Genomic DNA, 23,067 nt, shown 5'->3' with positions numbered 1-23,067 from the left:
GGACGACCCACGACCCCGTTCTCCGAGGAGCAGAAGTGACCCCCGTCTGGCTGATCGTCGCGACGGTCCTGCTCGTCCTGCTGGCCGGGGTGTTCGCGGCCGCGGACTCGGCCCTGATGTCGATCTCCCGTGCCCGGGTGGACGCCGTCGTGCGGTCCGGGCGGGCCGGTGCGCGGGCGCTGTCGGCCGTCGTCGCCGACCGGCCGCGGCACGTCAACCTGCTGATGCTGCTGCGCGTCGCCTGCGAGACGGTCGCGGTGATCCTGCTGGCGATCGCGCTGGCCCCGCTGTTCTCCGCGCCCTGGATCGGGCTGCTGCTCGCCGCGGTGCTCATGGTGCTGGCCAGCTACGTGCTGGTCGGGGTCGGGCCGCGCACCCTGGGCCGCCAGCACCCGTACCGGATCGGGCTGCTGCTCGCCGCCCCGATCCGTGCCCTGGGCACGGTGCTCTCGCCGCTGGCGAAGCTGCTCATCCTGCTGGGCAACGCGATCACCCCGGGCCCCGGTTTCCGCGACGGCCCGTTCTCCACCGAGGTCGAGCTGCGCGAGCTCGTCGACATGGCCAGCAACCGCGGCGTCGTCGACGAGGGCGAGCGCAAGATGATCCACTCGGTGTTCGAGCTGGGGGAGACCCCGGTCCGCGACATCATGGTGCCGCGGCCGGACCTGATCTGGACCGAGCGCGACACCCCGGTGGAGAAGGTGCTGCGGCTGGCGCTCAAGAGCGGCTACTCGCGCATCCCGGTGCTCGGCGAGGGCATCGACGACGTCATCGGCATCGCCTACCTCAAGGACCTGGTGCGGGCCCGCGAGGAGGCCCGGCGCGGCGAGCGCGAGGTCGCCCTGCTCGACATCCTGCGCCCCGCGGCCTTCGTGCCGGACTCCAAGCGCAGCGACGACCTCATGCGCGAGATGCAGCGCACCCGCAACCACATGGCCGTCGTGGTCGACGAGTACGGCGGCACCGCCGGGGTGGTGACGATCGAGGACATCCTGGAGGAGATCGTCGGCGAGATCACCGACGAGTACGACTCCGAGGAGGTGCCCGAGGTCGCCGAGGTCTCCGACGGCGCCTTCCGGGTCGCGGCCCGGCTGCCCGTCGAGGACCTCGAGGAGCTGTTCGCCGGGCGGTTCCGCGGCACCCCGCGCGAGGACGAGCTGCACGAGGCACTGGAGAACGCCGACGTCGACACCGTCGGCGGGCTGCTCGCCCAGCGCCTGGGCAAGGTGCCGCTGCCCGGGGCCACCGCCGAGCTGGACGGCCTGCTGCGACTGCAGGGCGAGGGCGGCAAGGACGCCCGCGGTCGGGTCCGCATCACCTCGGTGCTGGTCAGCCCGCTGGAGCCGGCCGAGACCGAGGACACCGGCCACGACGGGCCGCGCCAGGGCGCCTCGGAGTCCGACGTGCCGGACCACGTCGCGGGCGACCCCACCGAGCACGCCGGCGCCGACCGGCACTGACCGGCACTGAACGGCACTGAACGGCACTGACCTGGCCGCCCCCGGGCACGGGGAACGACCGACGGACGTGACCGTCCCGCCGCGGGCGGGACGCGAGGAGGACCTGATGGCTGCCCGCACGACCATCCCCGCGGAGCGTGCCCGGTGACCGGGCTGCCCGCGACACCGCGCTACGACCTCGTCGTCGTCGGGGGCGGGATCGTCGGCCTGGCCACCGCGTACGCCGCCACCCGCAACGGGCTGAGCGTCGCCGTCGTCGAGCGCGAGCAGCGCCTGGCGAACCACCAGACCGGCAACAACTCCAACGTCGTGCACTCCGGGCTCTACTACGCGCCCGGCGGCTACAAGGCCCGCCTGGCCGTCGCCGGCTGCGCCGAGACCATCGCGTTCTGCCGCGAGCACGACCTGCCGCACCAGGTCTGCGGCAAGCTCGTCGTCGCGACCGAGCCCGAGGAGCTGCCCCGGCTCGACGAGCTGGCCCGCCGCGGCGACGCCAACGGCGTGGAGAACCACCGCCTCGACGAGCACGGCATCCGCACCTACGAGCCCGACGTCCGCGGCCTCGCCGCGCTCTGGGTGCCCTCGACCGGCATCACCGACTACCGGCTGGTCGCGGAGAAGCTGGGCGAGCTGGTGGAGAAGAACGGCGGTGAGGTGCACCTCGGCCGCACCGTCACCGGGTTCGCCCGCCGCCCGTCCGACGTCGTCGTGCGCACCACCCGCGGTGACCTGCTCGGCACCCGCGCCGTGGTCTGCGGCGGACTGCGCTGCGACGAGCTCGCCCGCCTCGCCGGGGCCGACCCCGGTGTGCGGATCATCCCGTTCCGCGGCGAGTACTCCGGCTTCTCCGAGCGGGCCGCCTCGCTGGTCCGCGGCCTGATCTACCCGGTCCCGGACCCGGCGTTCCCGTTCCTCGGGGTCCACGCCACCCGCGGCATCGACGGCACCGTCCACGCCGGCCCGAACGCCGTGCTCGCGCTGGCCCGCGAGGGCTACGACTGGCGCACGGTCAAGCCGAAGGAGCTGCTGGGGACGCTGACCTACCCGGGCATGGTGAAGGTGGCGCGCACGCACTGGCGCTACGGCATCGGCGAGGTCCGCCGCTCGCTGTCGACGCGCGCGATGGTCCGCCAGATCCAGCGGATGCTGCCCGAGGTCACCGCCTCCGACCTGCACCCGGCAGGCGCCGGGGTGCGGGCCCAGGCCGTGAAGGCCGACGGCACCCTGGTCGACGACTTCCTGTTCCTCGACCAGGCCGGTCCGGACGGCGCGGGCCGCCCCGGCTCGATCCTGCACGTGCTGAACGCACCGTCCCCGGCGGCGACGGCGGCGCTGCCGATCGGCCGCGAGATCCTCGACCGGCTCGGTGCGGCATGACCGGCGCACGGCCCGAGGGCTTCCGGTCCGGGTTCGCCTGCTTCGTCGGCAGGCCCAACGCCGGCAAGTCGACCCTGACCAACGCGCTGGTCGGGGAGAAGATCGCGATCACCTCCTCGCGCCCGCAGACCACCCGGCACGCGATCCGCGGGATCGTGCACCGACCGGCCGCCCAGATCGTCCTGGTCGACACCCCGGGGCTGCACCGCCCCCGGACCCTGCTCGGGTCGCGGCTCAACGACCTGGTGCGCGAGACGTGGTCCGAGGTCGACGTCGTCGGGTTCTGCGTGCCCGCCAACGAGAAGGTCGGCAAGGGTGACCGGTTCATCGCCGAGGAGCTGGGCCGGATCGCCGCGCACACCCCGGTGGTCGCCGTCGTCACCAAGACCGACACCGCCCGCCCCGAGCAGGTCGCCGAGCGGCTCACCGAGGTGGCGGCGCTGATGGACTTCGCCGAGGTCGTGCCGACCTCGGCGCGGTCGGGCTTCCAGGTATCGCTGCTGTCGGACCTGCTGGTCGGGCTGCTGCCGGAGGGGCCGCAGCTCTACCCGGACGGCGACCTCACCGACGAGCCGACCGACGTGCTCGTGGCCGAGCTCGTGCGGGAGGCGTCGCTGGAGGGCGTGCGCGACGAGCTGCCGCACTCGATCGCCGTCGTCGTCGAGGAGACGATCGAGAAGAAGGACCTGCTGGAGATCTACGCGATCATCTACGTCGAGCGGTCCAGCCAGAAGGGCATCGTGATCGGCAAGGGCGGTGCCCGGCTCAAGCAGGTCGGCAGCGACGCCCGTCGCCAGATCGAGAAGCTGCTGGGCACCCGGGTGCACCTGGACCTGCACGTGAAGATCGCCGAGGACTGGCAGCGGGACCCGAAGCAGCTGCGCAAGCTGGGGTTCTGAGGAGAACCTAGACTGGGTGGATGGCCCAGCTCTACCGCGACACCGGGATCGTGCTCCGGGTGCAGAAGCTGGGCGAGGCGGACCGGATCATCACGATGCTGACCCGTCAGCACGGCAAGATCCGGGTGGTCGCCAAGGGCGTGCGCCGCACCCGGTCGCGGTGGGGCGCCCGGCTGGAGCCGTTCAACCACGTCGACGTCCAGTGCTACACCGGGCGCACGCTCGACGTGGTCACCCAGGCCCAGACCGTCGACGCGTTCGCGCCGGCGATCGTCGCGGACTGGTCGGCCTACTCCTGCGGCTGCGCGATCCTGGAGACCGCGGACCGGCTGGTGTCCGAGGAGGGCGAGCCGAGCCTGCGGGTCTACCTGCTGCTGCTCGGTGCCACCCGGGCGCTGGCCGACGGCGCCCGCGAACCGGCCCTGGTGCTCGACGCGTTCCTGCTGCGGGCCATGAGCCATGCGGGGTGGGCGCCGTCGCTGTCGGACTGTGCGCGCTGCGCGACGCCCGGCCCGCACCGGTCGTTCACCGTCGCCGGGGGCGGCATGGTGTGCCCGCGCTGCCGCCCGCCGGGCTCGGTCACCCCGGCCCCCGAGACGGTGGCGCTGCTCATGGCGCTGCTGCACGGCGACTGGGACACCGCCGACGCCTCGGGCACCCCGACCCGGCGGGAGGCCAGCGGCCTGGTCGCGGCGCACCTGCAGTGGCACCTGGAGCGCCAGCTGCGCTCGCTGCCCCTGGTCGACCGCCGCGCCCGGGTCCGGCCCGCCGCCGTCGTCGCGCCGGGTGCGCCGGGGACCGCCCCGGAACCGCCGGACGGCGGTGCGCCGACACCTCCGGACGCGCTGTCCGACTAGTTCGATCGGCCCGGTGTCCCGATCGGGCTGCCGTGAGCGGCCCGTATGCTTCGTCGAGCGGTTGACGTTCCCGGTGCGCCGCCCGCCGCGGTGCCGCCGGTCGCGGCGCACGGCGCTTCCGCCGACTCCACCGGGTGAACGTCGCTCAGGACAGGCAACCGGTTGCGCGGTCTCGTTATCCTCCTGTGATCGAGGGGACCCCAGCCCCGTCGGAGAGGCAGTCGTGAACCGACCCCACACACCGCCGCCGGACGACGACCACACCGCTCGCACCCATCGTCTCCCGGCCGCCACGCAGCGGATCCCGGTGCCGCCCACCCAGCAGCTGCCGGCCCGCACCGAGGTCATGCCGGAGTCCCCGCAGGACGGGCCGACCCGCGCGATGCGTCAGGTCCGGGCCCGCACCGAGGACGGCGCCTGGCCGGCCATCCCGATGCTGCCGGTGATCCGGCCCGACGAGTCCGAACCGCTGTCGGAGGTCGACCGGGTCCACGGGCACCGCGGGATGCGCCGGCTGCGCGAGACCATCGAGCGGCTGGAGGACCCGGCCGTGCCGGCCTGGCCCCAGCCCGACCAGCGCGACTGAGCCCGACCACCGCGGCCGAGCCCGGCCATCGGCCCCGACGTAGGGTCGGTGACGTGCCGTTCCAGCCTCCCGCACCGCATCCGTCCGGTGCCCGGCCCCCGGCGATCCCGCCGGAGCTGGTGCCGGGCCACGTCGCCCTCGTCATGGACGGCAACGGCCGCTGGGCCAACGCCCGTGGTCTGCCCCGCACGGAGGGGCACAAGCGGGGCGAGACGTCGCTGATGGACGTCGCCCGCGGCTGCATCGACCTCGGTGTGCGCTGGCTGTCGGCGTACGCGTTCTCCACCGAGAACTGGCGGCGCAGCCCCGACGAGGTCCGGTTCCTGATGGGCTTCAACCGCGACGTCATCCGCCGCCGCGTCGACGAGATGGACGCGATGGGGGTCCGGGTCCGCTGGGCGGGCCGCCGCCCGCGGCTGTGGCGCTCGGTGATCAAGGAGCTGGAGATCGCCGAGGAGCGCACCCGCGGCAACGACGTGCTGAACCTGACCATGTGCGTCAACTACGGCGGCCGCGCCGAGATCGTCGACTCGGTGCGCCAGATCGCCCGGCTCGCCGCCGAGGGCCGGATCAACCCCGACAAGATCGACGAGCGGATGCTGGCCCGCCACCTCGACGAGCCGGACATGCCCGACGTCGACCTGTTCGTGCGCTCCTCGGGGGAGCAGCGGACCTCGAACTTCCTGCTCTGGCAGAGCGCCTACGCCGAGATGGTCTTCCTGGACACGCTGTTCCCCGACTTCGACCGGCGCCACATCTGGCAGGCGATCGAGATCTACGCACGCCGGGACCGGCGTTTCGGCGGGGCCGTGGACGCCGCGACGGGCGACGCCGCGACGGGGGTGACACCGTGAGCACCGATGTGATCACCGGGATGCTCGCCACCGCGAAGGGTGCGCTGGAGCGGTTCCACGACGTCACCGCCGACGACGACGGCGCGCTGACCTTCGCCCACGGCGGCGTGCTGTGCGTGGTGCAGGGGACCGAGCTGGAGGAGGGGCTGCCCGTCCTCAACCTGACCTGCGTCGTGGCGTGGGACCTGCCGGACTCCGCCGACCCGGAGCACGACGTGCCGCGACGGGTCGGGCTCGGGGTGGGGGAGGGCCTGTTCGGCACGCCCCGGGTGGTGCGCGGCGAGCGCGGCTGGGACGTGACGCTGCGCTACGCCTTCCCCGCGGCCGGGCTGGGCGAGGGTCCGATGGGGACGCTGCTCATGCTCGTCGTGTCCTCCGCGTCGAGCATGCGGGCCGAGCTCGTCGGCGGCTGACCGGCCGGCCGGGGCGGTGCCCGCCCCGGCCGCGCGGGTCACTTCTTGCGGTTGGTGCCGAGCTCCTCGGCGATCGGGTTGACCGGGTCCACGTCCTTCGTGGACTCCGACAGCCCGGGACGGGTGTGCTCGGTGCGCCGCTGCGCGCGAAGCTGCTCGGTCTCCTCGGCCGGCTCGTCCGCGGTGTCGCCCGCGGTCTGGCGCGCCGGGTCGTCGTCGGCCAGGTCCACGGCGGCCACCACGGCGGCGATCGAGGCGTAGTGCTCCTCGGCCGGCACCGCCCGCAGGGCCTCGACCGTCGCGGCGTCGGCCTCGTTGCGCTCGGCGGTCCACGCCAGGTCGTCCTTGCCGGCGGGGAACTCCAGGCCGTGCAGGGCGGTGCGGACGGCGTCGGACGTCGTCGTGCGGGTGGTCATGAGGTCACCTCTCGTCGGGATGCGTCCCGACCGGGTAGCCGCTGTGCGCCGGATGATGCATCCGGCGGGGATCAGTTCCCCGGGCCGTCCGCGGTGCCGTCCCGAGTGCCGTCCCGGGTCACCGCGTCCTCCGGGGCCGCCTCGCCGCTGCCGTCGAGGTGCACCAGCGGCAGCCCCGCCAGCTGGCCCGCGGTCATCCCGTGCGCGACGCCGAGGACGTCGTTCTGGGACTTCTTCATCCGGGCGTCCACCAGGCCGGACAGGCTGTAGGCGACCCGGCCGAGCAGCCGGACCGTCGTCTCGTCGACGAGCGGGCGCGGGGTGGAGACGACGGCGACGCCCCGGGGCGTCCCGTCGTTGGACTGGGCCACGCCGATCGAGTACGACTCGCGCGGGTTCACGTGCCGGGAGGCGTAGTGATCGCGGAGCTTGAACACCATGTCGTGGAACCCGCTGACGTCCCCGTCGAGCTCCAGCGACGTCAGGTCGTCGGTGGTCAGCGTCTTCGTCCGGCCGGAGAAGCACCGCACGTAGCCGATCAGGGCGCCGGTCCAGAGGGCCTCGACCAGCGCCGGGTCGGCGTCCACCCGCACCGGCCCGGACTCGGGCCCGCCCAGGGCGGTGACCAGGTGCTCGCAGCAGCGCAGCACGTACTGCAGGTCCTCGAAGACGGCGGCGAGCTGGGCCAGCTCGCCGGACTCCGGGACGTCGATCCGCCGGACCGTGGTGGGCGCGGGCTGCGTGTCCGTCATCGGTCAGACGCTATCCGGGGTGGCGATGCTCACGTGTCTCCATCTGAGACGGTCTGCTAGTTTCGTCGCCGAAGGTCACGAGTGCCAGCGCGAAGCCCCGGCTCGCTGGACGGCAACCCTCCTCCGCGGTGGGGTGCCCCGGGTGATGACCGGGCCGACGCGACACCCGCAGTCGGCAAGCGCGGATCCGTGCGCCACGCCGGGTCCCCGAGATCGGCCGGAGGCCCGATCATGACCCTCGCCCTGCCACGTCCCGTCCAGCACGCCCTGCCCCGCGTCGTCGGTGCGGACCTCACGGTCCCGCTCGTCGACGGCCGGTGGGCCCGCTACTGCGACCTCGACTCCGCCGCGTCGGCGCCGGCGCTGGAGCCGGTCGCTGCCCACGTCGCCGAGGTGCTGCCCTACCACGGCAGCGTGCACCGCGGCGCCGGCTGGACCTCGAAGGTCTGCACCGCGCTCGTGGAGAACGCCCGCGCCGACGTCGCCCGGTTCGTCCGGGCCCGCGCCGACGACGTCGTGGTGTTCACCCGCAACACCACCGACGCGCTCGGCCTGCTCGCCCGCGCCGTCCCCGGCCCGGTGGTGACCCTGGACCTGGAGCACCACGCGACGCTGCTGGCCTGGCGCGACCGCGAGCACCGCGTCGTGCCCGCCGCCGCCACCGTGGCGGCGACGCTCGATGCGTTGCGGGCCGAGCTCGCCGCCCGTCCCGACGCCGCGCTGGTCGCGGTCACCGGGGCGTCCAACGTGACCGGCGAGCTCCTCCCGGTCGCCGAGATCGCGCGTGTCGCGCACGCCGCGGGTGCCCGGCTGTGCGTCGACGCCGCCCAGCTCGCCCCGCACCGGCGCGTCGACCTGGCCGGGTGGGACGCGGACTACGTCGCGCTGTCCGGGCACAAGCTCTACGCGCCCTACGGCGCCGGGGTCCTCGTCGGCCGCCGGGACTGGCTCGACGCCGCCGACCCGCACGTCGCGGGCGGGGGAGCGGTTCGATCCGTGTCCGTCGCCGACGGCCCGGGCGGCGGCACGGTCACGGAGTGGCTGCCGTCGCCGCAGCGGCACGAGGGCGGCACCCCGAACGTGCTCGGTGCCGCCGCGCTCGGAGCGGCTTGCCGGAGCCTGGACCCGCTGATCGACGACATCGTGCCCGCCCACGAGCGCGAGCTGGCCGACCGCCTGCACGCCGGCCTGGCGACGGTCCCCGGCCTGCGGACCCTGTCCTGCTTCGACGACGCGGGCGACCGCACCGCGACCGTCTCGTTCACCCTGGGCGAGCTGCCCGCCGGGCTGGTCGCGGCGGCGCTGTCGGCCGAGTACGGCATCGGGGTCCGCGACGGCCGGTTCTGCGCCCACCCGCTGCTGGCGCGGCTCACCGGCGGCCGCGACGCCGTGCGCGCGTCGCTGGGCCTGCGCACCGGCTCCTCCGACGTCGACCGGCTGGTCGACGCGCTGACCGATCTGGCACGGCGCGGCCCGGCCTGGACCTACGCCCTCGTCGACGGCCGGTGGGCGCCGACCCCGGACCCGCGTCCGGCGGACCCGTTCGCCCGCGACCGGGAGCTGCCCGCCGTCCCCGGCTGCGGGGACTGAGCCCGGTCTCAGCCCGCCGAGCAGCGGCCGCAGAGGCCGAAGACCTCGAGGGTGTGCGACACCTCGGTGAAGCCGTGCTTCTGGGCGACCGACTCGGTCCAGGACTCCACCGCCGGACCCTCGATCTCGACGGCGGCGCCGCACCGGCGGCACACGAGGTGATGGTGGTGGTGCTCGGTCTCGCAGCGCCGGTAGACGGCCTCGCCGGACGCGACCCGCAGCACGTCGACCTCGCCGCCGTCGGCAAGGGTCTGCAGGGTCCGGTAGACCGTGGTCAGGCCGATGCCCTCGCCGGCGCGCCGCAGCTCCTCGTGGATCTCCTGGGCGGACCGGAAGTCGTCCAGCCGGTCCAGCAGCGCGGTGACGGCGGCCCGCTGCCGGGTGGCGCGGATGCCGCGCGGCCCGGCGGTGGACCGCTCGGTGACCGCCGCCGCGGTCGTCCGGCCGGTCGTCTCCGTCACGTGTCCTCCTCGACGTGGGCGACGGCGTCCACCACGATGTGCGCCAGGTGGTCGTCCACCAGCGAATACAGCACCTCGCGGCCCTTCCGCTCGCCCTCGACCACCCCGGCGGCCTTGAGGACCCGCAGGTGCTGGCTGATCAGGGGCTGGGTGACCCCGAGCGCGTCCACCAGGTCGTGGACGCACCGCGAGTGTTCCAGCAGCTGCAGCACGATGGCGATCCGGACCGGCGCGGCGAGTGCCCGCAGCAGGTCGCCCGCGGCGGCCAGCGTGCGCGGGTCGCGGGTCGGGCCCGGCTCTGGCGCGGGGTGGTGGTCGTCGTCCGCGCCCGGGCCGGCTCCCGGTGCGTGCGTGGTCTGGGCTGCGGCAGACATGTGGTGGACCCGTCCGTTCCTCCGGAGGCGGCGGCCACACCCTCCGGCGCTGCTGTGCCGTACAGGCCGCACCCGACATGGTAGGCGTGTTCGTTATCGTCGCGCCGTGCTGCTGGTCTGCCGCTTCCGCGTGTCTCCCTCCGAGGAGTCCGCGTTCACCGCGCGCGTGGCCCGCGCCCTGGAACTCCTCGCCGCCCGGCCGGGCTTCCGCGGGGGTGAGGCGGGCCGGGCGATCGAGGACGCCGGGCAGTGGGTCCTGACCGTCCGCTTCGACTCCGTCGACGCTTACCGGCGTGCCCTGGGGCCGTTCGAGGTCCGCGAGCACGTGCACCCGCTGCTGGCAGAGGCCGACACGACCACCGAGGCGACCTACGAGTCCCTGGTGACCGTGGCCCCCGGCGCCGCACCCGTCCACCACCCCAGCCTGTTGAGCTGACCCCGACCTCGCACACCGTTCTGCGACCTCGCAGCCGTTGCAGACCGTGCGAGGTCGCAGGAACCTGTGCGAGGTGCAGCGGGGCCGCGTTGTCCACAGCGCGCGCTCGACGCCCGCCGTGAGCCGGGACCGTCCACAGCCGGACGGGTGACGGGCTTCCCCCGCTCCCGGTGCGCGGCGACGGTGGGGACATGGACCGCGACCCGCGACCGGCGCCCGGAACACCCGCCCCGGTGCTGCGCCGGGACCTGGTCGCGGCGGGAGTGGGCGACGACGAGCTCCGCAGGCTCCGGGTCTCGGGCCGGCTCGTCCGGCTGCGCCGGGGCGCCTACGTCGGAGCCGGGGACCTCGGACCGGTGGAACGACACCGGCAGACGGTGCGTGCGGCGGTCCGCACCCTGTCCCCGGACGCGGTGTTCAGCCACGTCTCGGCGGCCGCGATGCACGGGATCGGGCTGTGGCGGGTCCCGCTCGACCGGGTGGAGGTGACCAGGAACCGGCGCAGCGGTGCGCGGACGGCGCCGTCGGCGCGATTCCACGCGGCGACGCTCGCCGCGGACGAGATCACCGTCGTCGACGGCGTCCCGGTGACGACGGTCGCGCGTACGGTCGTCGACCTGGCCCGCTCCCTGCCCTTCGTCGTGGCGGTCGCGGTCACCGACGCCGCGCTCCACGCCGGAGCCGTCACCGCCGACGAGCTCGACGTCGCCGTGGCCCGGTCCGCGCGGCGTCCCGGCACCCCGGCCGCCCGCCGGGTGCTCGCCGCGGCCGACGGCGGCGCGGACGGCCCGGGGGAGACCCGCAGCAGGCTCCTCCTCCACTCCTGCGGCCTGCCCGCACCGGCCACCCAGCAGGAGCTGCGGGATCCGGCGGGACGGTTCCTCGCCCGGGTCGACTTCTGGTGGGAGCAGGCCCGGGTGGCGGGGGAGTTCGACGGGCGCATCACGTACGGCCGGCGGCTCGCCCCCGGCGGCGACGTCGAGGAGGTCCTGTGGCGGGAGAAGCTGCGGGAGGACGCGATCCGGGCGGAGGGAGTCGCGGTGGTGCGCTGGGTGTGGGCCGACCTGCGCAGCGCGGCGTCGTTCGCCCCGACCGTCGCCCGCCTGCACCGCGCCCTCGACCGTGCCGGGTGAGCGCCCGACCTCGCAGACCGTTCTGCGACCTCGCAGCCTCTGCAGGGTCTGCGAGGTCGCAGGAGCCTGTGCGAGGTCGGTCGGGCGGAGCCACCGCGGCGAGGTCGGGGACAGGGGCAGGGAGTGGGGATACATGGCGGGTCGGTAATCTGGGATGCCCCGTATCCGGGGACCTCCGAACCACCTTCTCTGGAGCGCCGCCAGTGGCCAGCAAGCCCACCTCAGCCAAGATCGAGACCATCGTCGCGCTGACCAAGCGGCGCGGATTCGTCTTCGCCTCCGGTGAGATCTACGGCGGTACCCGGTCGGCGTGGGACTACGGGCCCCTCGGCGTCGAGCTGAAGGACAACATCAAGCGCCAGTGGTGGAAGAGCATGGTGACCGGCCGCGACGACGTCGTCGGCCTGGACTCCTCGGTCATCCTCCCGCGCCAGACCTGGGTCGCCTCCGGTCACGTCGGCACCTTCTCCGACCCGCTGGTCGAGTGCGAGTCCTGCCACAAGCGCTACCGCGCCGACCAGCTCGCCGAGGAGTTCGCCGAGCGCAAGGGCCGCGACCCGGAGCAGGCCGACCAGAACGACCTCTCCAAGGTCCCCTGCCCGAACTGCGGCACCCGCGGCCGGTTCACCGCGCCCCGCGAGTTCAACATGATGCTCAAGACCTTCCTCGGCCCGGTGGAGTCCGAGGAAGGGCTGCACTACCTGCGCCCGGAGACCGCGCAGGGCATCTTCGTGAACTTCCTGAACGTGCAGACGACCTCGCGCAAGAAGCCGCCGTTCGGCATCGGCCAGATCGGCAAGAGCTTCCGCAACGAGATCACCCCGGGCAACTTCATCTTCCGCACGCGCGAGTTCGAGCAGATGGAGATGGAGTACTTCGTCGAGCCCGGCAGCGACGAGGAGATCCACCAGTACTGGATCGACGAGCGCACCCGCTGGTACACCGACCTGGGCATCTCCTCGGAGAACCTGCGGCACTACGAGCACGCCAAGGAGAAGCTCTCCCACTACTCGAAGCGCACCGTCGACATCGAGTACCGGTTCAACTTCACCGGCCAGGAGTGGGGCGAGCTCGAGGGCATCGCGAACCGCACCGACTTCGACCTGACGGCGCACTCGAACCACTCGGGCGTCGACCTGTCGTTCTACGACCAGGCCTCCGACACCCGCTACAAGCCGTACGTGATCGAGCCCGCCGCCGGTGTCGGCCGGTCGATGATGGCCTTCCTGATCGAGGCCTACACCGAGGACGAGGCGCCCAACGCCAAGGGCGGTGTGGACAAGCGCGTCGTGCTGAAGCTCGACCGCCGGCTCGCACCGGTCAAGGCCGCAGTGCTGCCGCTGTCGCGCAACGCCGACCTGTCGCCGAAGGCGAAGGACCTGGCCGCGCAGCTGCGGAAGAACTGGAACGTCGACTTCGACGACGCCGGCGCCATCGGCCGCCGGTACCGCCGCCAGGACGAGATCGGCACCCCGTTCTGCATCACGGTCGACTTCGACACCCTCACCGACCAGGCGGTGACGATCCGCGAGCGCGACTCGATGGCGCAGGAGCGGGTCGCCCTCGACCAGGTCGAGACCTACCTGGCGACGCGCCTGCTCGGTTGCTGAGACGACGCTGCACCACGAACGCCCCTGCCCAGATCCCGGGCGGGGGCGTTCGTCGTCGAAGGGGTCAGCGCCGGTAGGCCAGCAGCTGCACGCCCAGCTCGGCCTCGGTGCGGCGCACCTCCTCCAGCTGCTCGGCGGACAGCGTGGCGTAGGGCGACTCGGGTCGGTAGCCACGAGCGGGCCGCCGATGCGGTCCTCGAGCTGCCTCAGCCTGGCCAGCGCCGCCTCGTCGAGATCGGCGGGGCGCAGCGTCGGAGCGGTCATCACAACCTCCGTGGGTGATCGGGAGGCGACCCAGGGTAGGGGCGTCCCGGACCGGGCGCAGCTCGGGCACCCGGTCCGGGGAGTGCTCCTACACCGGCTCCGGCAGCAGGCGTTCCACCAGGTCGGACAGGGTGACGATGCCGACCGGGCGGTCGTCGGACTCCACCAGCGCCAGGTGCGCACGCTGCTCGCGCATCGTGTTCACCGCCGTGTGGTATTGCGTGTCCGCCGGCAGGGTGAGCAGCGGGCGCATCAGGTCCCGGGCCCGGGTCTCCGGCGCCCGCGTCAGGGTGTCGCGGACGTGCACGTACCCGATCGGGGTGTCCCCGTCCCGGACGACCAGCCGGAGGTGGCCGGTCCGGCGACAGGTCGCCTGGACGGCGGCGACGTCGTCGTCCGCGGCGACCCCGGAGGGCTCGCGCGCGAGCTCGCCCAGGGGGGTCCGCTCCAGCTCCAGGGCCGTGACCAGCTGGTCACGGCGCCCCTGGTCGAGGGTGCCGGTCTTCGCCGAGTGGTCGACCAGCTGACGCAGGTCGTCGGCGTTGCGGCCCGAGGCCATCTCGTCGACGGGCTCGACGCCGCACCAGCGCAGGCAGCGGTTGGCCGCGCCGTTCAGCAGGAGCAGCAGCGGCCGCGCGACGATCATGAACCCGCGCATCGGGAGCGCCAGCATGATCGCCGACTTCTCCGGGTGCGAGATCGCCCAGGACTTCGGGGCCATCTCCCCGACGACCAGGTGCAGGAACGTCACGACGATCAGCGAGATGACGAACGACGCCACACCCGCGACCCCGCCGGGAACGCCCCAGCCCTCCAGGAGCGGGCGCAGCGCGTAGTCCACCGCCGGCTTGGTGATCGCACCGAGCCCCAGCACGCACAGCGTGATCCCCAGCTGGGACCCCGCCAGCAGCAGCGAGATGTCCTTGGCGCTGCGCAGCGCCGCCCGCGCCGAGGCCGAGGTCTGCGCGGCCTCCTCCAGGCGGTAGTTCCGGGCGGCGACGAGCGCGAACTCGACGGCCACGAAGAACGCGCTCGCGGCGATGAGCAGGATCGACACCACGATCTCGAAGACACTCATGCCCGTACCTCCCGGTCGTCGCCGTCCTGCTCGGAACCGGCGGCCACCGGTTCGGTCCACTCCAGGGCGACCGCCGACGGGACCCGCCGGTCGACCTCCTGCACCACCAGCCGCAGGGCGCGGTCCTCGTCGTCCGGGCCCTCCGCCGCGATCGTCACGACGACCGCGTCCCCGACGACCGGCAACCGCTGCAGCTCGGCCATCACCAGACCGCCGACGGTCTGGTAGTCGCCCTCGGGCAGCTCGGCCTCGATCAGCCTGCCGACCTCGTCGACGTGCCGGTCACCCGGGACGACCCAGCCGTCGTCGGACCGCAGTGCCTGGTCCGTCCCGGCCTGGTCGTGCTCGTCGGTGATCTCGCCGACGAGCTCCTCGGCGACGTCCTCGACGGTGATGACGCCGGCCAAGCTGCCGTACTCGTCGAGCACGCACGCCAGCTCCTCGTCGTCGGCGCGCAGCTGGGCCAGCACCTGGGGCAGCGGCAGCGACGAGGGCACCAGCACCGGGGCCCGCATGAGGTCGGAGACCAGCACCTCGTCGAACGGCCGGTCGTCGCGGTCGGCGAGGGCCAGCACGTCCTTCAGGCAGACCACGCCCACCAGCTCCAGGGCGTTCTCGGCGTTCTCCGGGTCCGCCGCCTCGGCGGGGGGCCCGAGCACCGGGTAGCGCGAGTGCTGGACGGCCATCTGGCCGACCAGGCTCTCGACGGTCGCGTCGGCACGGACCCACGACACCCGCGGCCGCGGGATCATCGCGGCCCGCGCGGTGCGGTCGCCGAAGTCGACGGCGCGGTCCAGCAGCACCGCGAGCTCCGGGTTGAGGTCACCCGAGTCCTTCGAGTCGTTGATGATCGCCTCGAGGTCGCGGGGGGGCGCCGAGTGCTCCACGTCGTGCACCGGCTCGATCCGCAGCGAGCGCAGCAGCAGGTTGGAGGCCGCGTCGAAGATCCGGATGATCCACCCGAACAGCGCCAGGTAGGTCTTGGTGGACAGCGCCAGCCACCGCGCGACCGGCTCCGGCCGGGCGATGGCGAGGTTCTTCGGGAACAGCTCGCCGAACACCATCTGGATGACGGTGGCCAACAGCAGCGCGACCGTGATGCCGATCGCCAGGCCGACCCCCTGGGGCACGTCGACGAGGCCGAGCAGCTCGGCGATGCCGTTGCCGATCAGCGGTTCGGCGACGTAACCGACCAGCAGACCGGTGACGGTGATGCCGAGCTGGGCGCCCGACAGCATGAACGACGTACGACGGGTGATGTCGAGGGCACGGGACGCTCCGGTGTCGCCCTCGGCCGCACGGGCCTTGAGGCGGGAGCGGCCCACGGCCATGTAGCCGAACTCCTGGGCCACGAAGTAGCCGGTCAGGGCAGTGATCACGAGGACCACCAGAATGCCCAGGAGGATGCCGAGGATCGTTCCGATCACCGGGCTGTCACCGCCCGGGTCTCGGGCCCGGCCGGGAGGTGCACGGCGCGGGCGGGGACGAGGACGATGCGGGGTCGCCGGCCGTCACGGGGACGGTCGGCGCGCGGACTGCAGGTGGGGTCCATGACTCCTGACTCGCGGTCTGATGGGCGTACGTGGCGTTCAACGCGTGCCGGAATCGTACGGTTCCGGAACGCTGCCGTCGCGCTGATCACTCTCTCATGGCCCGAACGGCGGTACCGGTGTCCGACGCACCGGCGCCGCTGACCGTCCCGCCGTGGCCACGTCCCGCCCGTTCTCAGCTCACCGTCAGGCCCCGTCGCTACCCTGGCGACCGTGAGCACCTCGGCGACCTCCCCCGCGGCACGGCCACCGGCCGACCCCCGTCGTGACCTGGGCGCGGCCCTGCGCCGATGGGCGGTGACCGGCGGGTCGGGGATCGGTGTCGTCCGGGTGCTCGACCGGCACGGGTTCGGCTCCGTCGAGTCCGGCCAGCTGGTGGCGGGCACCACTGACGGCGAGGTCGGCGGCCTGCTCTACCTCGGCGCCCTCGACGACTCCGCGCATCCGCTCGCCGTGCAGGCGGCGTCCGGGGTGGCGACGGTGCGCGAGGCACACGTGGGGGAGTCCTCCGCGGTCGCGGCCGGGCTCGCCTGCGCGGGCGGGGCGACGCTGCTCGCCCACCCGCTGGCCGCCGGTCCCGCCACCGCGCTCGGGGAGGCGCTGGAGACCGGGCGGCCCGCCGCGCTGCTGTCGGTCGTGGACACCGGCGCGGCCCTGGTCCTCACCGGGCCCGGCCTGGAGGAGGCCACCGGTGACCTCGGCGGGGTCACCGCCGCGGCGGCCGAGCAGACCCGCGCGCTGCTGCGCCGGGGCGCCACGGCCACCGAGCGGCTCGACGTCGACGGCACCGCGGTGCTGGTCGACCTGCTGGTGCCGGTCCCGTCGGCGCTGGTCGTCGGCGAGGGGGCGCTCGGCGCGGCGCTGCACGCCCAGGCCGGTCTGCTCGGCTGGAGCGCCCGCACCGTCACCACCGTCGAGGACGCGCGTGCCGCCGTCGCCGCCTTCACCGAGGCCGACGTGCTGGTGCTGCTCGACCACGACCCGGCCTTCGACGCGGTCCTGCTCGACGGCCTGGCCCACGGCCGTGGGTTCCTCGGGGCGCTCGGGTCGCGGCGCACCCAGGCCGCGCGCCGCGAGCGGCTGCTCGCCGCCGGGGTCACCGAGGATGACCTGGCCGCGGTGCACGGGCCGGTCGGTCTCGACCTCGGTGCCCGCACCCCGGCCGAGACCGCGGTGTCGATCGTCGCCCAGGTCGTCGCGCTGCGCGCCGGGCGCTCGGCGTCGGCGCTCGCCTCCTCGGCCGGTCGGATCGGCGGATGACCGGCACCTCGTCGCGGCGCGGGCTCGGCGGCGCCCCGCCGGAGCCCGGTCCGGACCGGCGCACCGTGCGCCGTCCGGTGCGGACCGGCATGACCTGGGGCGCGCGGCTGCTCGTCGGCGGTCTGGTCATGCTCGTCGCGGTGGTCGGGGTGACCGCGCTGCGGGTGTGGCAGGTCGCCCGGGACGACGACCAGCGCCCCAGCGACGCCGTCGTCGTCCTCGGCGCGGCCCAGTACAACGGTGAGCCCAGCGCGGTCCTGGCCAACCGGCTCAAGCACGCCGAGCAGCTGTGGCGCGACGGCGTGGCCCCGCGGATCGTCACCGTCGGCGGCGGTCGCACGGGGGACCGGTACACCGAGGCCGAGGCCAGCCGGGACTGGCTGGTCGAGCAGGGCGTGCCGTCCTCGGCGGTCGAGGCCGTCCCCGAGGGTGCGGACACGCTCGGCAGCCTGCAGGCGGTCGCGGCGACCGCGCGGCAGCAGGGCTGGTCCTCGGCCCTGCTGGTGTCCGACCCGTGGCACAGCCTCCGTGCCCGCACCATGGCGCGCGACGCCGGGCTGGAGGCCTACACCTCCCCGACGCGCAGCGGCCCGATCGTGCAGACCCGGGAGACCCAGCTGCGCTACATCTACCGCGAGACCGGCGCGCTGCTGTTCTACGAGCTGACCCACGCGTCGGTCGACACCGCGAGCAGCGGGCTGGGATGACCCTCCAGCACGCCCCGGTCGGCCCGGGATACACCGCCGCCGACGCGGAGCGCCGCCATCCGGAGGCACCGAAGGGCTCCGGGCTGGGGGAGCGCGGCCGCGTCGAGCGGCGCAGCCCCTACTCCCGCGACCGGGCCCGGGTGCTGCACTCCGCGGCGCTGCGCCGGCTCGCGGGCAAGACCCAGGTGGTCGGGCCGGGGGAGGGCGCCGAGGTCAGCGGCATCCCGCGGACCCGGCTGACGCACTCGCTCGAGGTTGCCCAGATCGGCCGCGGCATCGCCGAGGAGCTGGGGCTCGACCCCGACGTCGTCGACGCCGCCGGGCTGGCCCACGACATCGGCCACCCGCCGTTCGGGCACAACGGCGAGCGTGCGCTCGACGTCGCGGGAGCCGACTGCGGCGGGTTCGAGGGCAACGCCCAGACCCTGCGCATCCTGACCCGCCTGGAGCCCAAGGCCCGCTCCGGCGACGGCCGCGTCCCCGGCGGGCTCAACCTGACCCGGGCGACCCTGGACGCCGCCACCAAGTACCCGTGGCCGCGCCGCGGCGCGGAGCGCAAGTTCGGTGCCTACGCCGACGACCTGCCTGCCCTGGAGTGGGTGCGAGCCGGGGCACGGCCGGGGGTGCGGAGCATGGAGGCCCAGGTGATGGACTGGGCCGACGACGTCGCCTACTCGGTGCACGACGTCGAGGACGCGGTGCACGCCGGCCGGATGGACCTGGCGGTGCTGTCCTCGCCGGCCGAGCGCGCGGCGCTCGCGGTGGAGGCGTCGCTGCGCTTCGGCGAGGACGAGGGCGCCTGTGCCGAGGCCGCCGCCCGGCTCGACGCGCTGCCGGTGGTCCGCGCGGTCCGCGGCTTCGACGCCGCCACCGCCGCGGGCGACGACCTGGTCGCGATGAAGCGGATGACCTCCGAGCTGGTCGGCCGGTTCGCCCTCGCCGCGACCGACGCGACCCTGGACACCTACGGCGACGCGCCGCTGGCCCGGCACCGCGCGGACCTGGTGGTGCCGGTCGTCGCCGTGGCGGAGGTCGTGGTGCTCAAGGCACTGGCCACCCGCTACGTGATGAGCGACCCGCGGCGGCTGGCGATGCAGTCCCGCCAGCGCGACCTGCTGCACGACCTCGTCGCGGCGCTGTACGACCGGGGGCCCGACGCCCTCGACCCGGCCCGCGCGGAGGACTGGGCCGCCGCTCCCGACGACCGGTCGCGGCTGCGCGTCGTGATCGACCAGGTCGCGACGCTGACCGACCCGCAGGCGCACGCCTGGCACCGCACCCTCTGCCGGCCCTGACACCTGCCGGCCCCGAGCCGCCGACGGCCCCGCCGTCCGGGTGGGGCGGCGGGGCCGGGTGGCCGGGGTCGGTGCGGGGCTCAGCGCAGGGTGATCGCGGGCTTCGCCGCGTCGGCCTCGCTGGTCACGGCCCGGGTCGGGCAGGTCCCGAGGACCCGGTCGATCGCGTCGCGCTCGGCGCTGGTCACCCACAGCTTGTACTTCTTCTTCACCGCGACCTGACGCGCGACGTAGGCACAGCGGTAACGGCTGTCCGGCGGGAGCCAGGTCGCGGCGTCGCCGTCGCTCTTGCGGCCGTTGGTCGGCCCGTCGACGGCGATCAGGTTCAGCGGGTCGTTCCCGATCTTCTCCCGGGTGGCCGCGTCGAGCTGCTGGGCGCCCTTCTGCCAGGCGTCGGACAGCGCGACGACGTGGTCGATCTGCACCTTCTCGCTGGTGCCCTGGCCACGGGTGAACGCGATTGTGGTGCCGGTGTAGGAGTCACGCAGCGTCCCGGTCAGCACGACGCAGTCGTGCGTGCCCGCCTTGAACGTCTCGCGGTCCATGTCCCGGGCCAGTACCTGGTTGCGCTGGTCGCAACCGTCCCGGTCGATGTCGGCCCAGCTACGCCCGAACTGCTGGCGCGTGTAGCCGGTCTTCGGTGCCCGGCCCTTCACCGCCAGCGTCTTCAGCGTCGCCGACGCGCTGCCCGCGGCCGCACCCTCCACGGTCCCGGGGGTCACCGGGGCGATCGCGCCGACGTCGACGACGCCGGTGTCGAGCGCCGTGTCCAGCACGTCCACGAACGATCCGGGGGATCCGCACCCGGCCATCACCATCATCGTCGCCAGCAGTCCGGCGACCCGCACACCTCGAACACGCACACCGGAGATGTTCGCGAATGCGAACGCCGGAACCACGCCAACACGCCGCGTGTTCGTCACTCAGGGTGAAGTGACTTGCCAGGACGGGGTCGGTCCGTTCACAGGGTCGGGGTGGTCGGTGGCCTCGTGATCACGCTCACAGACCCTCGGGCCACCACGGCCGGGGTGGGGCGGGAGCACGCTCGGGCTACGCGTGCTCGTCGTGACGGCGCCGTCGACCGGCCGTCCCGCCGGTCCGACGCCGGTCCCGGGCCCGGCACGCGGCCGGGCCCGGAACCGAGATCAGGCGTTGATCGCCGCCCGGTCGGAGTCGTGCCCGGACTCGACGGCGATCGTCCGCGGCTTGGCCGCCTCGGCGACCGGGATGCGGATGCGCAGCACCCCGGCGTCGTACGACGCGTGGATGGAGGACGTGTCGAGGTTGTCGCCCAGGAACAGCTGGCGGGCGAACACGCCGTAGGCCCGCTCGGAGGCGACCCACTCGACCTGGTCGGTCCCGGCGTTGGCGGGCCGCCGCTCCGCCTTGACCGTCAGGGTGTTGCGCTCGACGGAGAGATCGACGGCGTCCGGGTCGATGCCGGGGAGGTCGAACTCCACGACGAACTCGTCACCGTGACGCCAGGCGTCCATCGGCATCGCCGCCGGGCGCGACCAGGTGCCGCCGGACTCGAACGCCTGCGAAGCGATGCGGTCCAGGGCTCGGAACGGGTCGGTACGCAGCAGCATCTCGAACCACTCCCTTCCAGCCGTGCCGGTTCACGACCGACCGGCTGACTCCTCGTTGTCCTTCGTCATGTCGGTCCTCCGGAGTCCCGCTCCGGATATCTCCAGTTATAGCTGGAGATTTTCTGTTGTCAAGGGCTGCTCTGGATTCGTGTCGCCGAGCTCGGAGCGCAGGCGTGCGAGCTCCGTGCGCAGGCGCTCGATCTCGCGGTGTGCCGCGCCGAGGCGGTTCTCGCTGTCGGCGAGCTCGCCGCGCAGTCGGTCGATCCAGGACGCCGAGCCCAGCGGATGCCCGTCGTCCAGCAGGGTGCGCAGGCGCGCGGCCTGCTCCAGCTGGTTGCGCGAGTAGCGGCGGTGCCCGCCCGGGGAGCGGTGCGGGTTCACCACGCCCGCGCTGTCGAGGCTGCGCAGGAACGCGGGCTCGACCTCCAGCAGGTGCGCGGCCTGGCCCATCGCGACGGTCGGGTAGTCGGGGTCGTCGAGCCGGTCCAGTGCCATGTCGGTTCCTCCCTCGCGGTCCGCGGCGCACGCTCGGGTGCCGGAGCCGGTCGTCCGCGAACCTGAGTGTGGCCACGTGATGGCGAAAATCTTAACCATACGCTAGAGATATGGGGGAGACGACGATCCGGAAGGAGAACGCGATGAACAGGAGCAGGGTCCGCACCGACCGCCCCCGCGAGGACGTCCTCCACGTCCGCGTCGACGGCGAGCTGGACGCGGCGGCAGGTGCGTCGCTGCTGCGCCAGGTCGATGCGCACCTCGCCGTCGCCGGTGCCGGGTGGTCGCCGGTCCGGCACGTCCTGGTCGATCTCGGTACCGGGGTCACCGCGCGCGGCGCGCGGGCGCTGCACCATCTGCGGCACGTGGCCCGCAACCGCGGTCTGGACGTCCGGCTGATCGGCGCCGCCCGCGTCGCGCCGCGGACGGTGCCGGGCGTCCGGGCGGTACTGCACGGGATGCGCAACCACCCGGACCTGGACTCCGCGCTCGCCGAGCTGCCGCCGTCGGTCGTCGTCGCGGCCTGATCGGACCGGGGTGGGGTGAGGCTCCCCCCACCCCGGCTTGCCCCGGTCGTTAGCACTGCGATGAAGTGAAGGCGTGACCTCCTCGCGTTGGCTCGTCCCGGTGCTGGCCGTGCTCTTCGTGCCGCTCTGGGCGTCCGGCTTCATCGCCGGCAAGATCGCGACCGGCTCCACCGACGTCCCCGCGGTCCTGTTCTGGCGGTTCGTGATCGCGCTGGTCGTGATGCTCGTCGCCGTCGCCGTGCAGCGGCCGGGCCTGCCGCGCGGCCGGGCCTGGCTGCACCTCGCGGTCACGGCGTTGCTGCTGCAGGTCGGGCAGTTCAGCTTCGTCTACAGCGGGCTCGCCTCGGGTGTGCCCGCCGGGCTGTCGAGCCTCATCCTCGGGATGGCGCCGTTGCTGGTCGGGCTGCTGACCCCGTTGCTGCTGGCGACCCGCCTGGGTGTCGGACCGGTGCTGGGCCTGCTGATCGGCGCCACCGGCGTCTACGTCGTACTGGCCGACGACCTCGGTGCCGGTCTCGGCGGCAACCTCGTCTTCCCGGTGCTGGGCATGCTGTCGCTGGCGGCCGGCACGCTCTACCAGAAGCGGTTCAACGACGGCACGCCCGTGGTGACCAGCGTCGTGGTCCAGATGGCCACCTCGCTGGTCGCGACCCTGGTCGCCTGGCCGTTCCTCGGTGCGGACTGGCTGTCCCGCGCACCGTCGGGATGGGCAGCCGTGGCCTTCCTGGGGGTCGTGAACTCGGTGGGCGCCTTCGTGCTGATGTTCGTGCTGCTACGCCTGCGGTCCACGGTGTTCGTGTCGTCTCTGCTGAACCTGGTCCCGGCGACGACGGCGCTGGTCGCCGTGCCCGTGCTCGGGGAGCCGCTCACCGTGCAGGCCGTGCTGGGCCTCGGCATCGCGCTGGTCGGCATGTTCGTCGGCCTGGGTCGGGTGCCCGGCCTGCGCGGTCACCCGGTGACGGCCGACGCCGCCGTCCCCGCAGAGCAGCCGGACACCGTCGCCGCCGCCCCGGTGGAGCGGCCGGACGCCGACATCGCCGCACCGCCGGCGGGCGGACCGGGACGCCGGGCCGGAGGCGCCTAG

Annotated in this window: 25 protein-coding genes and 1 riboswitch; of the genes, 16 read left to right on the top strand and 9 right to left on the bottom strand. The window is 73.9% G+C overall.

Annotation, left to right across the window (positions count from 1 at the left end; genetic code table 11):
• The first annotated feature begins 35 nt into the window (after positions 1-35).
• The 7 genes from KPL59_RS29960 to KPL59_RS29930 all read left to right on the top strand — a co-directional run bounded on the left by KPL59_RS29960 (position 36) and on the right by KPL59_RS29930 (position 6,446).
• Positions 36-1,460 carry a hemolysin family protein gene (locus KPL59_RS29960; protein ID WP_020624620.1) on the top strand — a complete coding sequence of 475 codons (1,425 nt, stop codon included), beginning with the start codon at positions 36-38 and terminating at the stop codon, positions 1,458-1,460.
• Between the two features lie 144 nt (positions 1,461-1,604).
• A complete protein-coding gene (gene lhgO / locus KPL59_RS29955; RefSeq protein ID WP_075311400.1) occupies positions 1,605-2,837 on the top strand; it encodes an L-2-hydroxyglutarate oxidase in 1,233 nt (410 codons plus the stop codon).
• Positions 2,834-3,736, top strand: coding sequence for a GTPase Era (era, locus tag KPL59_RS29950; protein ID WP_226362764.1), 903 nt, complete (start codon positions 2,834-2,836; stop codon positions 3,734-3,736). Before lhgO ends, era begins: the two co-directional genes overlap by 4 nt.
• 20 nt (positions 3,737-3,756) lie before the next feature.
• Positions 3,757-4,593 (top strand): DNA repair protein RecO, encoded by an 837-nt coding sequence (gene recO / locus KPL59_RS29945; RefSeq protein WP_075311402.1) that lies wholly within the window; start codon positions 3,757-3,759, stop codon positions 4,591-4,593.
• A 223-nt stretch (positions 4,594-4,816) separates the two neighbouring features.
• Positions 4,817-5,179 carry a hypothetical protein gene (locus tag KPL59_RS29940; protein WP_226359361.1) on the top strand — a complete coding sequence of 121 codons (363 nt, stop codon included), beginning with the start codon at positions 4,817-4,819 and terminating at the stop codon, positions 5,177-5,179.
• 53 nt (positions 5,180-5,232) lie between these two features.
• Positions 5,233-6,033 (top strand): isoprenyl transferase, encoded by an 801-nt coding sequence (locus tag KPL59_RS29935; RefSeq protein WP_226362763.1) that lies wholly within the window; start codon positions 5,233-5,235, stop codon positions 6,031-6,033.
• Between the two features lie 20 nt (positions 6,034-6,053).
• Positions 6,054-6,446: a hypothetical protein gene (locus tag KPL59_RS29930; RefSeq protein WP_086002328.1), complete on the top strand. Its 393-nt coding sequence runs from the start codon at positions 6,054-6,056 to the stop codon at positions 6,444-6,446.
• A gap of 38 nt (positions 6,447-6,484) precedes the next feature.
• Here KPL59_RS29930 and KPL59_RS29925 read toward each other — a convergent pair whose 3' ends face one another.
• Together KPL59_RS29925 and KPL59_RS29920 are read right to left on the bottom strand one after the other, a co-directional pair.
• Positions 6,485-6,862, bottom strand: coding sequence for a DUF2795 domain-containing protein (locus tag KPL59_RS29925; RefSeq protein WP_226362762.1), 378 nt, complete (start codon positions 6,860-6,862; stop codon positions 6,485-6,487).
• 71 nt (positions 6,863-6,933) lie between these two features.
• A complete protein-coding gene (locus tag KPL59_RS29920; RefSeq protein WP_226362761.1) occupies positions 6,934-7,614 on the bottom strand; it encodes a hypothetical protein in 681 nt (226 codons plus the stop codon).
• A 73-nt stretch (positions 7,615-7,687) separates the two neighbouring features.
• Positions 7,688-7,802: riboswitch (SAM riboswitch) on the top strand.
• A gap of 43 nt (positions 7,803-7,845) precedes the next feature.
• On the opposite strand from KPL59_RS29920, the gene KPL59_RS29915 reads away from it, so the two are divergent.
• Positions 7,846-9,204, top strand: a complete 1,359-nt coding sequence (locus KPL59_RS29915) for an aminotransferase class V-fold PLP-dependent enzyme (protein ID WP_226362760.1) — start codon at positions 7,846-7,848, stop codon at positions 9,202-9,204.
• A gap of 8 nt (positions 9,205-9,212) precedes the next feature.
• On the opposite strand, the gene KPL59_RS29910 is transcribed toward KPL59_RS29915, so the two are convergent.
• Positions 9,213-9,665 (bottom strand): Fur family transcriptional regulator, encoded by a 453-nt coding sequence (locus KPL59_RS29910; protein WP_060712704.1) that lies wholly within the window; start codon positions 9,663-9,665, stop codon positions 9,213-9,215.
• A complete protein-coding gene (locus KPL59_RS29905; protein WP_020624590.1) occupies positions 9,662-10,039 on the bottom strand; it encodes a helix-turn-helix transcriptional regulator in 378 nt (125 codons plus the stop codon). Before KPL59_RS29905 ends, KPL59_RS29910 begins: the two co-directional genes overlap by 4 nt.
• 106 nt (positions 10,040-10,145) lie before the next feature.
• Between KPL59_RS29905 and KPL59_RS29900 the strand changes: the two genes are divergently transcribed.
• The 3 genes from KPL59_RS29900 (at position 10,146) to KPL59_RS29890 (ending at position 13,218) form a co-directional block, all read left to right on the top strand.
• The gene (locus KPL59_RS29900; protein ID WP_226362759.1) at positions 10,146-10,475 is read left to right on the top strand and encodes an antibiotic biosynthesis monooxygenase family protein; all 330 of its coding nucleotides are present in this window, start codon (positions 10,146-10,148) and stop codon (positions 10,473-10,475) included.
• A gap of 191 nt (positions 10,476-10,666) precedes the next feature.
• On the top strand, positions 10,667-11,608 hold the full coding sequence (locus KPL59_RS29895) for a type IV toxin-antitoxin system AbiEi family antitoxin domain-containing protein (protein WP_226362758.1): 942 nt from the start codon (positions 10,667-10,669) through the stop codon (positions 11,606-11,608).
• Positions 11,609-11,811: 203 nt separating this feature from the next.
• Positions 11,812-13,218, top strand: coding sequence for a glycine--tRNA ligase (locus KPL59_RS29890; protein WP_226362757.1), 1,407 nt, complete (start codon positions 11,812-11,814; stop codon positions 13,216-13,218).
• A 352-nt stretch (positions 13,219-13,570) separates the two neighbouring features.
• Here KPL59_RS29890 and KPL59_RS29885 read toward each other — a convergent pair whose 3' ends face one another.
• Together KPL59_RS29885 and KPL59_RS29880 are read right to left on the bottom strand one after the other, a co-directional pair.
• Positions 13,571-14,560 carry a CNNM domain-containing protein gene (locus KPL59_RS29885; RefSeq protein ID WP_226362756.1) on the bottom strand — a complete coding sequence of 330 codons (990 nt, stop codon included), beginning with the start codon at positions 14,558-14,560 and terminating at the stop codon, positions 13,571-13,573.
• Positions 14,557-15,987 (bottom strand): hemolysin family protein, encoded by a 1,431-nt coding sequence (locus tag KPL59_RS29880; RefSeq protein ID WP_226362755.1) that lies wholly within the window; start codon positions 15,985-15,987, stop codon positions 14,557-14,559. The genes KPL59_RS29885 and KPL59_RS29880 overlap by 4 nt, the downstream gene beginning before the upstream one ends.
• A 336-nt stretch (positions 15,988-16,323) precedes the next feature.
• Between KPL59_RS29880 and KPL59_RS29875 the strand changes: the two genes are divergently transcribed.
• The 3 genes from KPL59_RS29875 (at position 16,324) to KPL59_RS29865 (ending at position 19,372) form a co-directional block, all read left to right on the top strand.
• Positions 16,324-17,370: an XdhC family protein gene (locus KPL59_RS29875; RefSeq protein WP_226362754.1), complete on the top strand. Its 1,047-nt coding sequence runs from the start codon at positions 16,324-16,326 to the stop codon at positions 17,368-17,370.
• Positions 17,371-17,459: 89 nt separating this feature from the next.
• Positions 17,460-18,077, top strand: coding sequence for a YdcF family protein (locus KPL59_RS29870; protein ID WP_043279722.1), 618 nt, complete (start codon positions 17,460-17,462; stop codon positions 18,075-18,077).
• Complete coding sequence (locus KPL59_RS29865; RefSeq protein WP_226362753.1) at positions 18,074-19,372, top strand: deoxyguanosinetriphosphate triphosphohydrolase; 1,299 nt, start codon at positions 18,074-18,076, stop codon at positions 19,370-19,372. Before KPL59_RS29870 ends, KPL59_RS29865 begins: the two co-directional genes overlap by 4 nt.
• A gap of 80 nt (positions 19,373-19,452) precedes the next feature.
• Here the strand turns inward: KPL59_RS29865 and KPL59_RS29860 are convergent, their stop codons facing one another.
• From KPL59_RS29860 to KPL59_RS29850, 3 genes are all read right to left on the bottom strand, one after another.
• Positions 19,453-20,235, bottom strand: a complete 783-nt coding sequence (locus tag KPL59_RS29860; protein WP_226362752.1) for an HNH endonuclease family protein — start codon at positions 20,233-20,235, stop codon at positions 19,453-19,455.
• Positions 20,236-20,517: 282 nt separating this feature from the next.
• The gene (locus KPL59_RS29855; protein ID WP_020625193.1) at positions 20,518-20,961 is read right to left on the bottom strand and encodes an Hsp20/alpha crystallin family protein; all 444 of its coding nucleotides are present in this window, start codon (positions 20,959-20,961) and stop codon (positions 20,518-20,520) included.
• A gap of 105 nt (positions 20,962-21,066) precedes the next feature.
• Positions 21,067-21,456, bottom strand: a complete 390-nt coding sequence (locus KPL59_RS29850; RefSeq protein ID WP_020625194.1) for a MerR family transcriptional regulator — start codon at positions 21,454-21,456, stop codon at positions 21,067-21,069.
• 143 nt (positions 21,457-21,599) lie between these two features.
• Here KPL59_RS29850 and KPL59_RS29845 point away from each other — a divergent pair, with 143 nt between their 5' ends.
• Both KPL59_RS29845 and KPL59_RS29840 read left to right on the top strand, forming a co-directional pair.
• Positions 21,600-21,983, top strand: a complete 384-nt coding sequence (locus KPL59_RS29845) for a hypothetical protein (RefSeq protein ID WP_149665713.1) — start codon at positions 21,600-21,602, stop codon at positions 21,981-21,983.
• A 73-nt stretch (positions 21,984-22,056) separates the two neighbouring features.
• Complete coding sequence (locus tag KPL59_RS29840; RefSeq protein WP_226362751.1) at positions 22,057-23,067, top strand: DMT family transporter; 1,011 nt, start codon at positions 22,057-22,059, stop codon at positions 23,065-23,067.

The sequence above is a fragment of the Pseudonocardia sp. ICBG1142 genome (assembly GCF_020496255.1).
Taxonomy (GTDB): Bacteria; Actinomycetota; Actinomycetes; order Mycobacteriales; family Pseudonocardiaceae; genus Pseudonocardia.
This window is presented reverse-complemented; position numbering and strand designations above follow the sequence as displayed.

What these genes read in the sequence shown, in the direction of transcription:
- KPL59_RS29925 (WP_226362762.1), bottom strand. Translation starts at nt 6,862, where the DNA reads ATGACCACCCGCACGACGACGTCCGACGCCGTCCGCACCGCCCTGCAC.
- era (WP_226362764.1), top strand. Translation starts at nt 2,834, where the DNA reads ATGACCGGCGCACGGCCCGAGGGCTTCCGGTCCGGGTTCGCCTGCTTC.
- KPL59_RS29850 (WP_020625194.1), bottom strand. Translation starts at nt 21,456, where the DNA reads ATGGCACTGGACCGGCTCGACGACCCCGACTACCCGACCGTCGCGATG.
- KPL59_RS29855 (WP_020625193.1), bottom strand. Translation starts at nt 20,961, where the DNA reads ATGCTGCTGCGTACCGACCCGTTCCGAGCCCTGGACCGCATCGCTTCG.
- KPL59_RS29905 (WP_020624590.1), bottom strand. Translation starts at nt 10,039, where the DNA reads ATGTCTGCCGCAGCCCAGACCACGCACGCACCGGGAGCCGGCCCGGGC.
- KPL59_RS29930 (WP_086002328.1), top strand. Translation starts at nt 6,054, where the DNA reads ATGCTCGCCACCGCGAAGGGTGCGCTGGAGCGGTTCCACGACGTCACC.
- KPL59_RS29845 (WP_149665713.1), top strand. Translation starts at nt 21,600, where the DNA reads ATGAACAGGAGCAGGGTCCGCACCGACCGCCCCCGCGAGGACGTCCTC.
- KPL59_RS29885 (WP_226362756.1), bottom strand. Translation starts at nt 14,560, where the DNA reads ATGAGTGTCTTCGAGATCGTGGTGTCGATCCTGCTCATCGCCGCGAGC.
- recO (WP_075311402.1), top strand. Translation starts at nt 3,757, where the DNA reads ATGGCCCAGCTCTACCGCGACACCGGGATCGTGCTCCGGGTGCAGAAG.
- KPL59_RS29865 (WP_226362753.1), top strand. Translation starts at nt 18,074, where the DNA reads ATGACCCTCCAGCACGCCCCGGTCGGCCCGGGATACACCGCCGCCGAC.
- KPL59_RS29915 (WP_226362760.1), top strand. Translation starts at nt 7,846, where the DNA reads ATGACCCTCGCCCTGCCACGTCCCGTCCAGCACGCCCTGCCCCGCGTC.
- KPL59_RS29870 (WP_043279722.1), top strand. Translation starts at nt 17,460, where the DNA reads ATGACCTGGGGCGCGCGGCTGCTCGTCGGCGGTCTGGTCATGCTCGTC.
- KPL59_RS29920 (WP_226362761.1), bottom strand. Translation starts at nt 7,614, where the DNA reads ATGACGGACACGCAGCCCGCGCCCACCACGGTCCGGCGGATCGACGTC.
- KPL59_RS29895 (WP_226362758.1), top strand. Translation starts at nt 10,667, where the DNA reads ATGGACCGCGACCCGCGACCGGCGCCCGGAACACCCGCCCCGGTGCTG.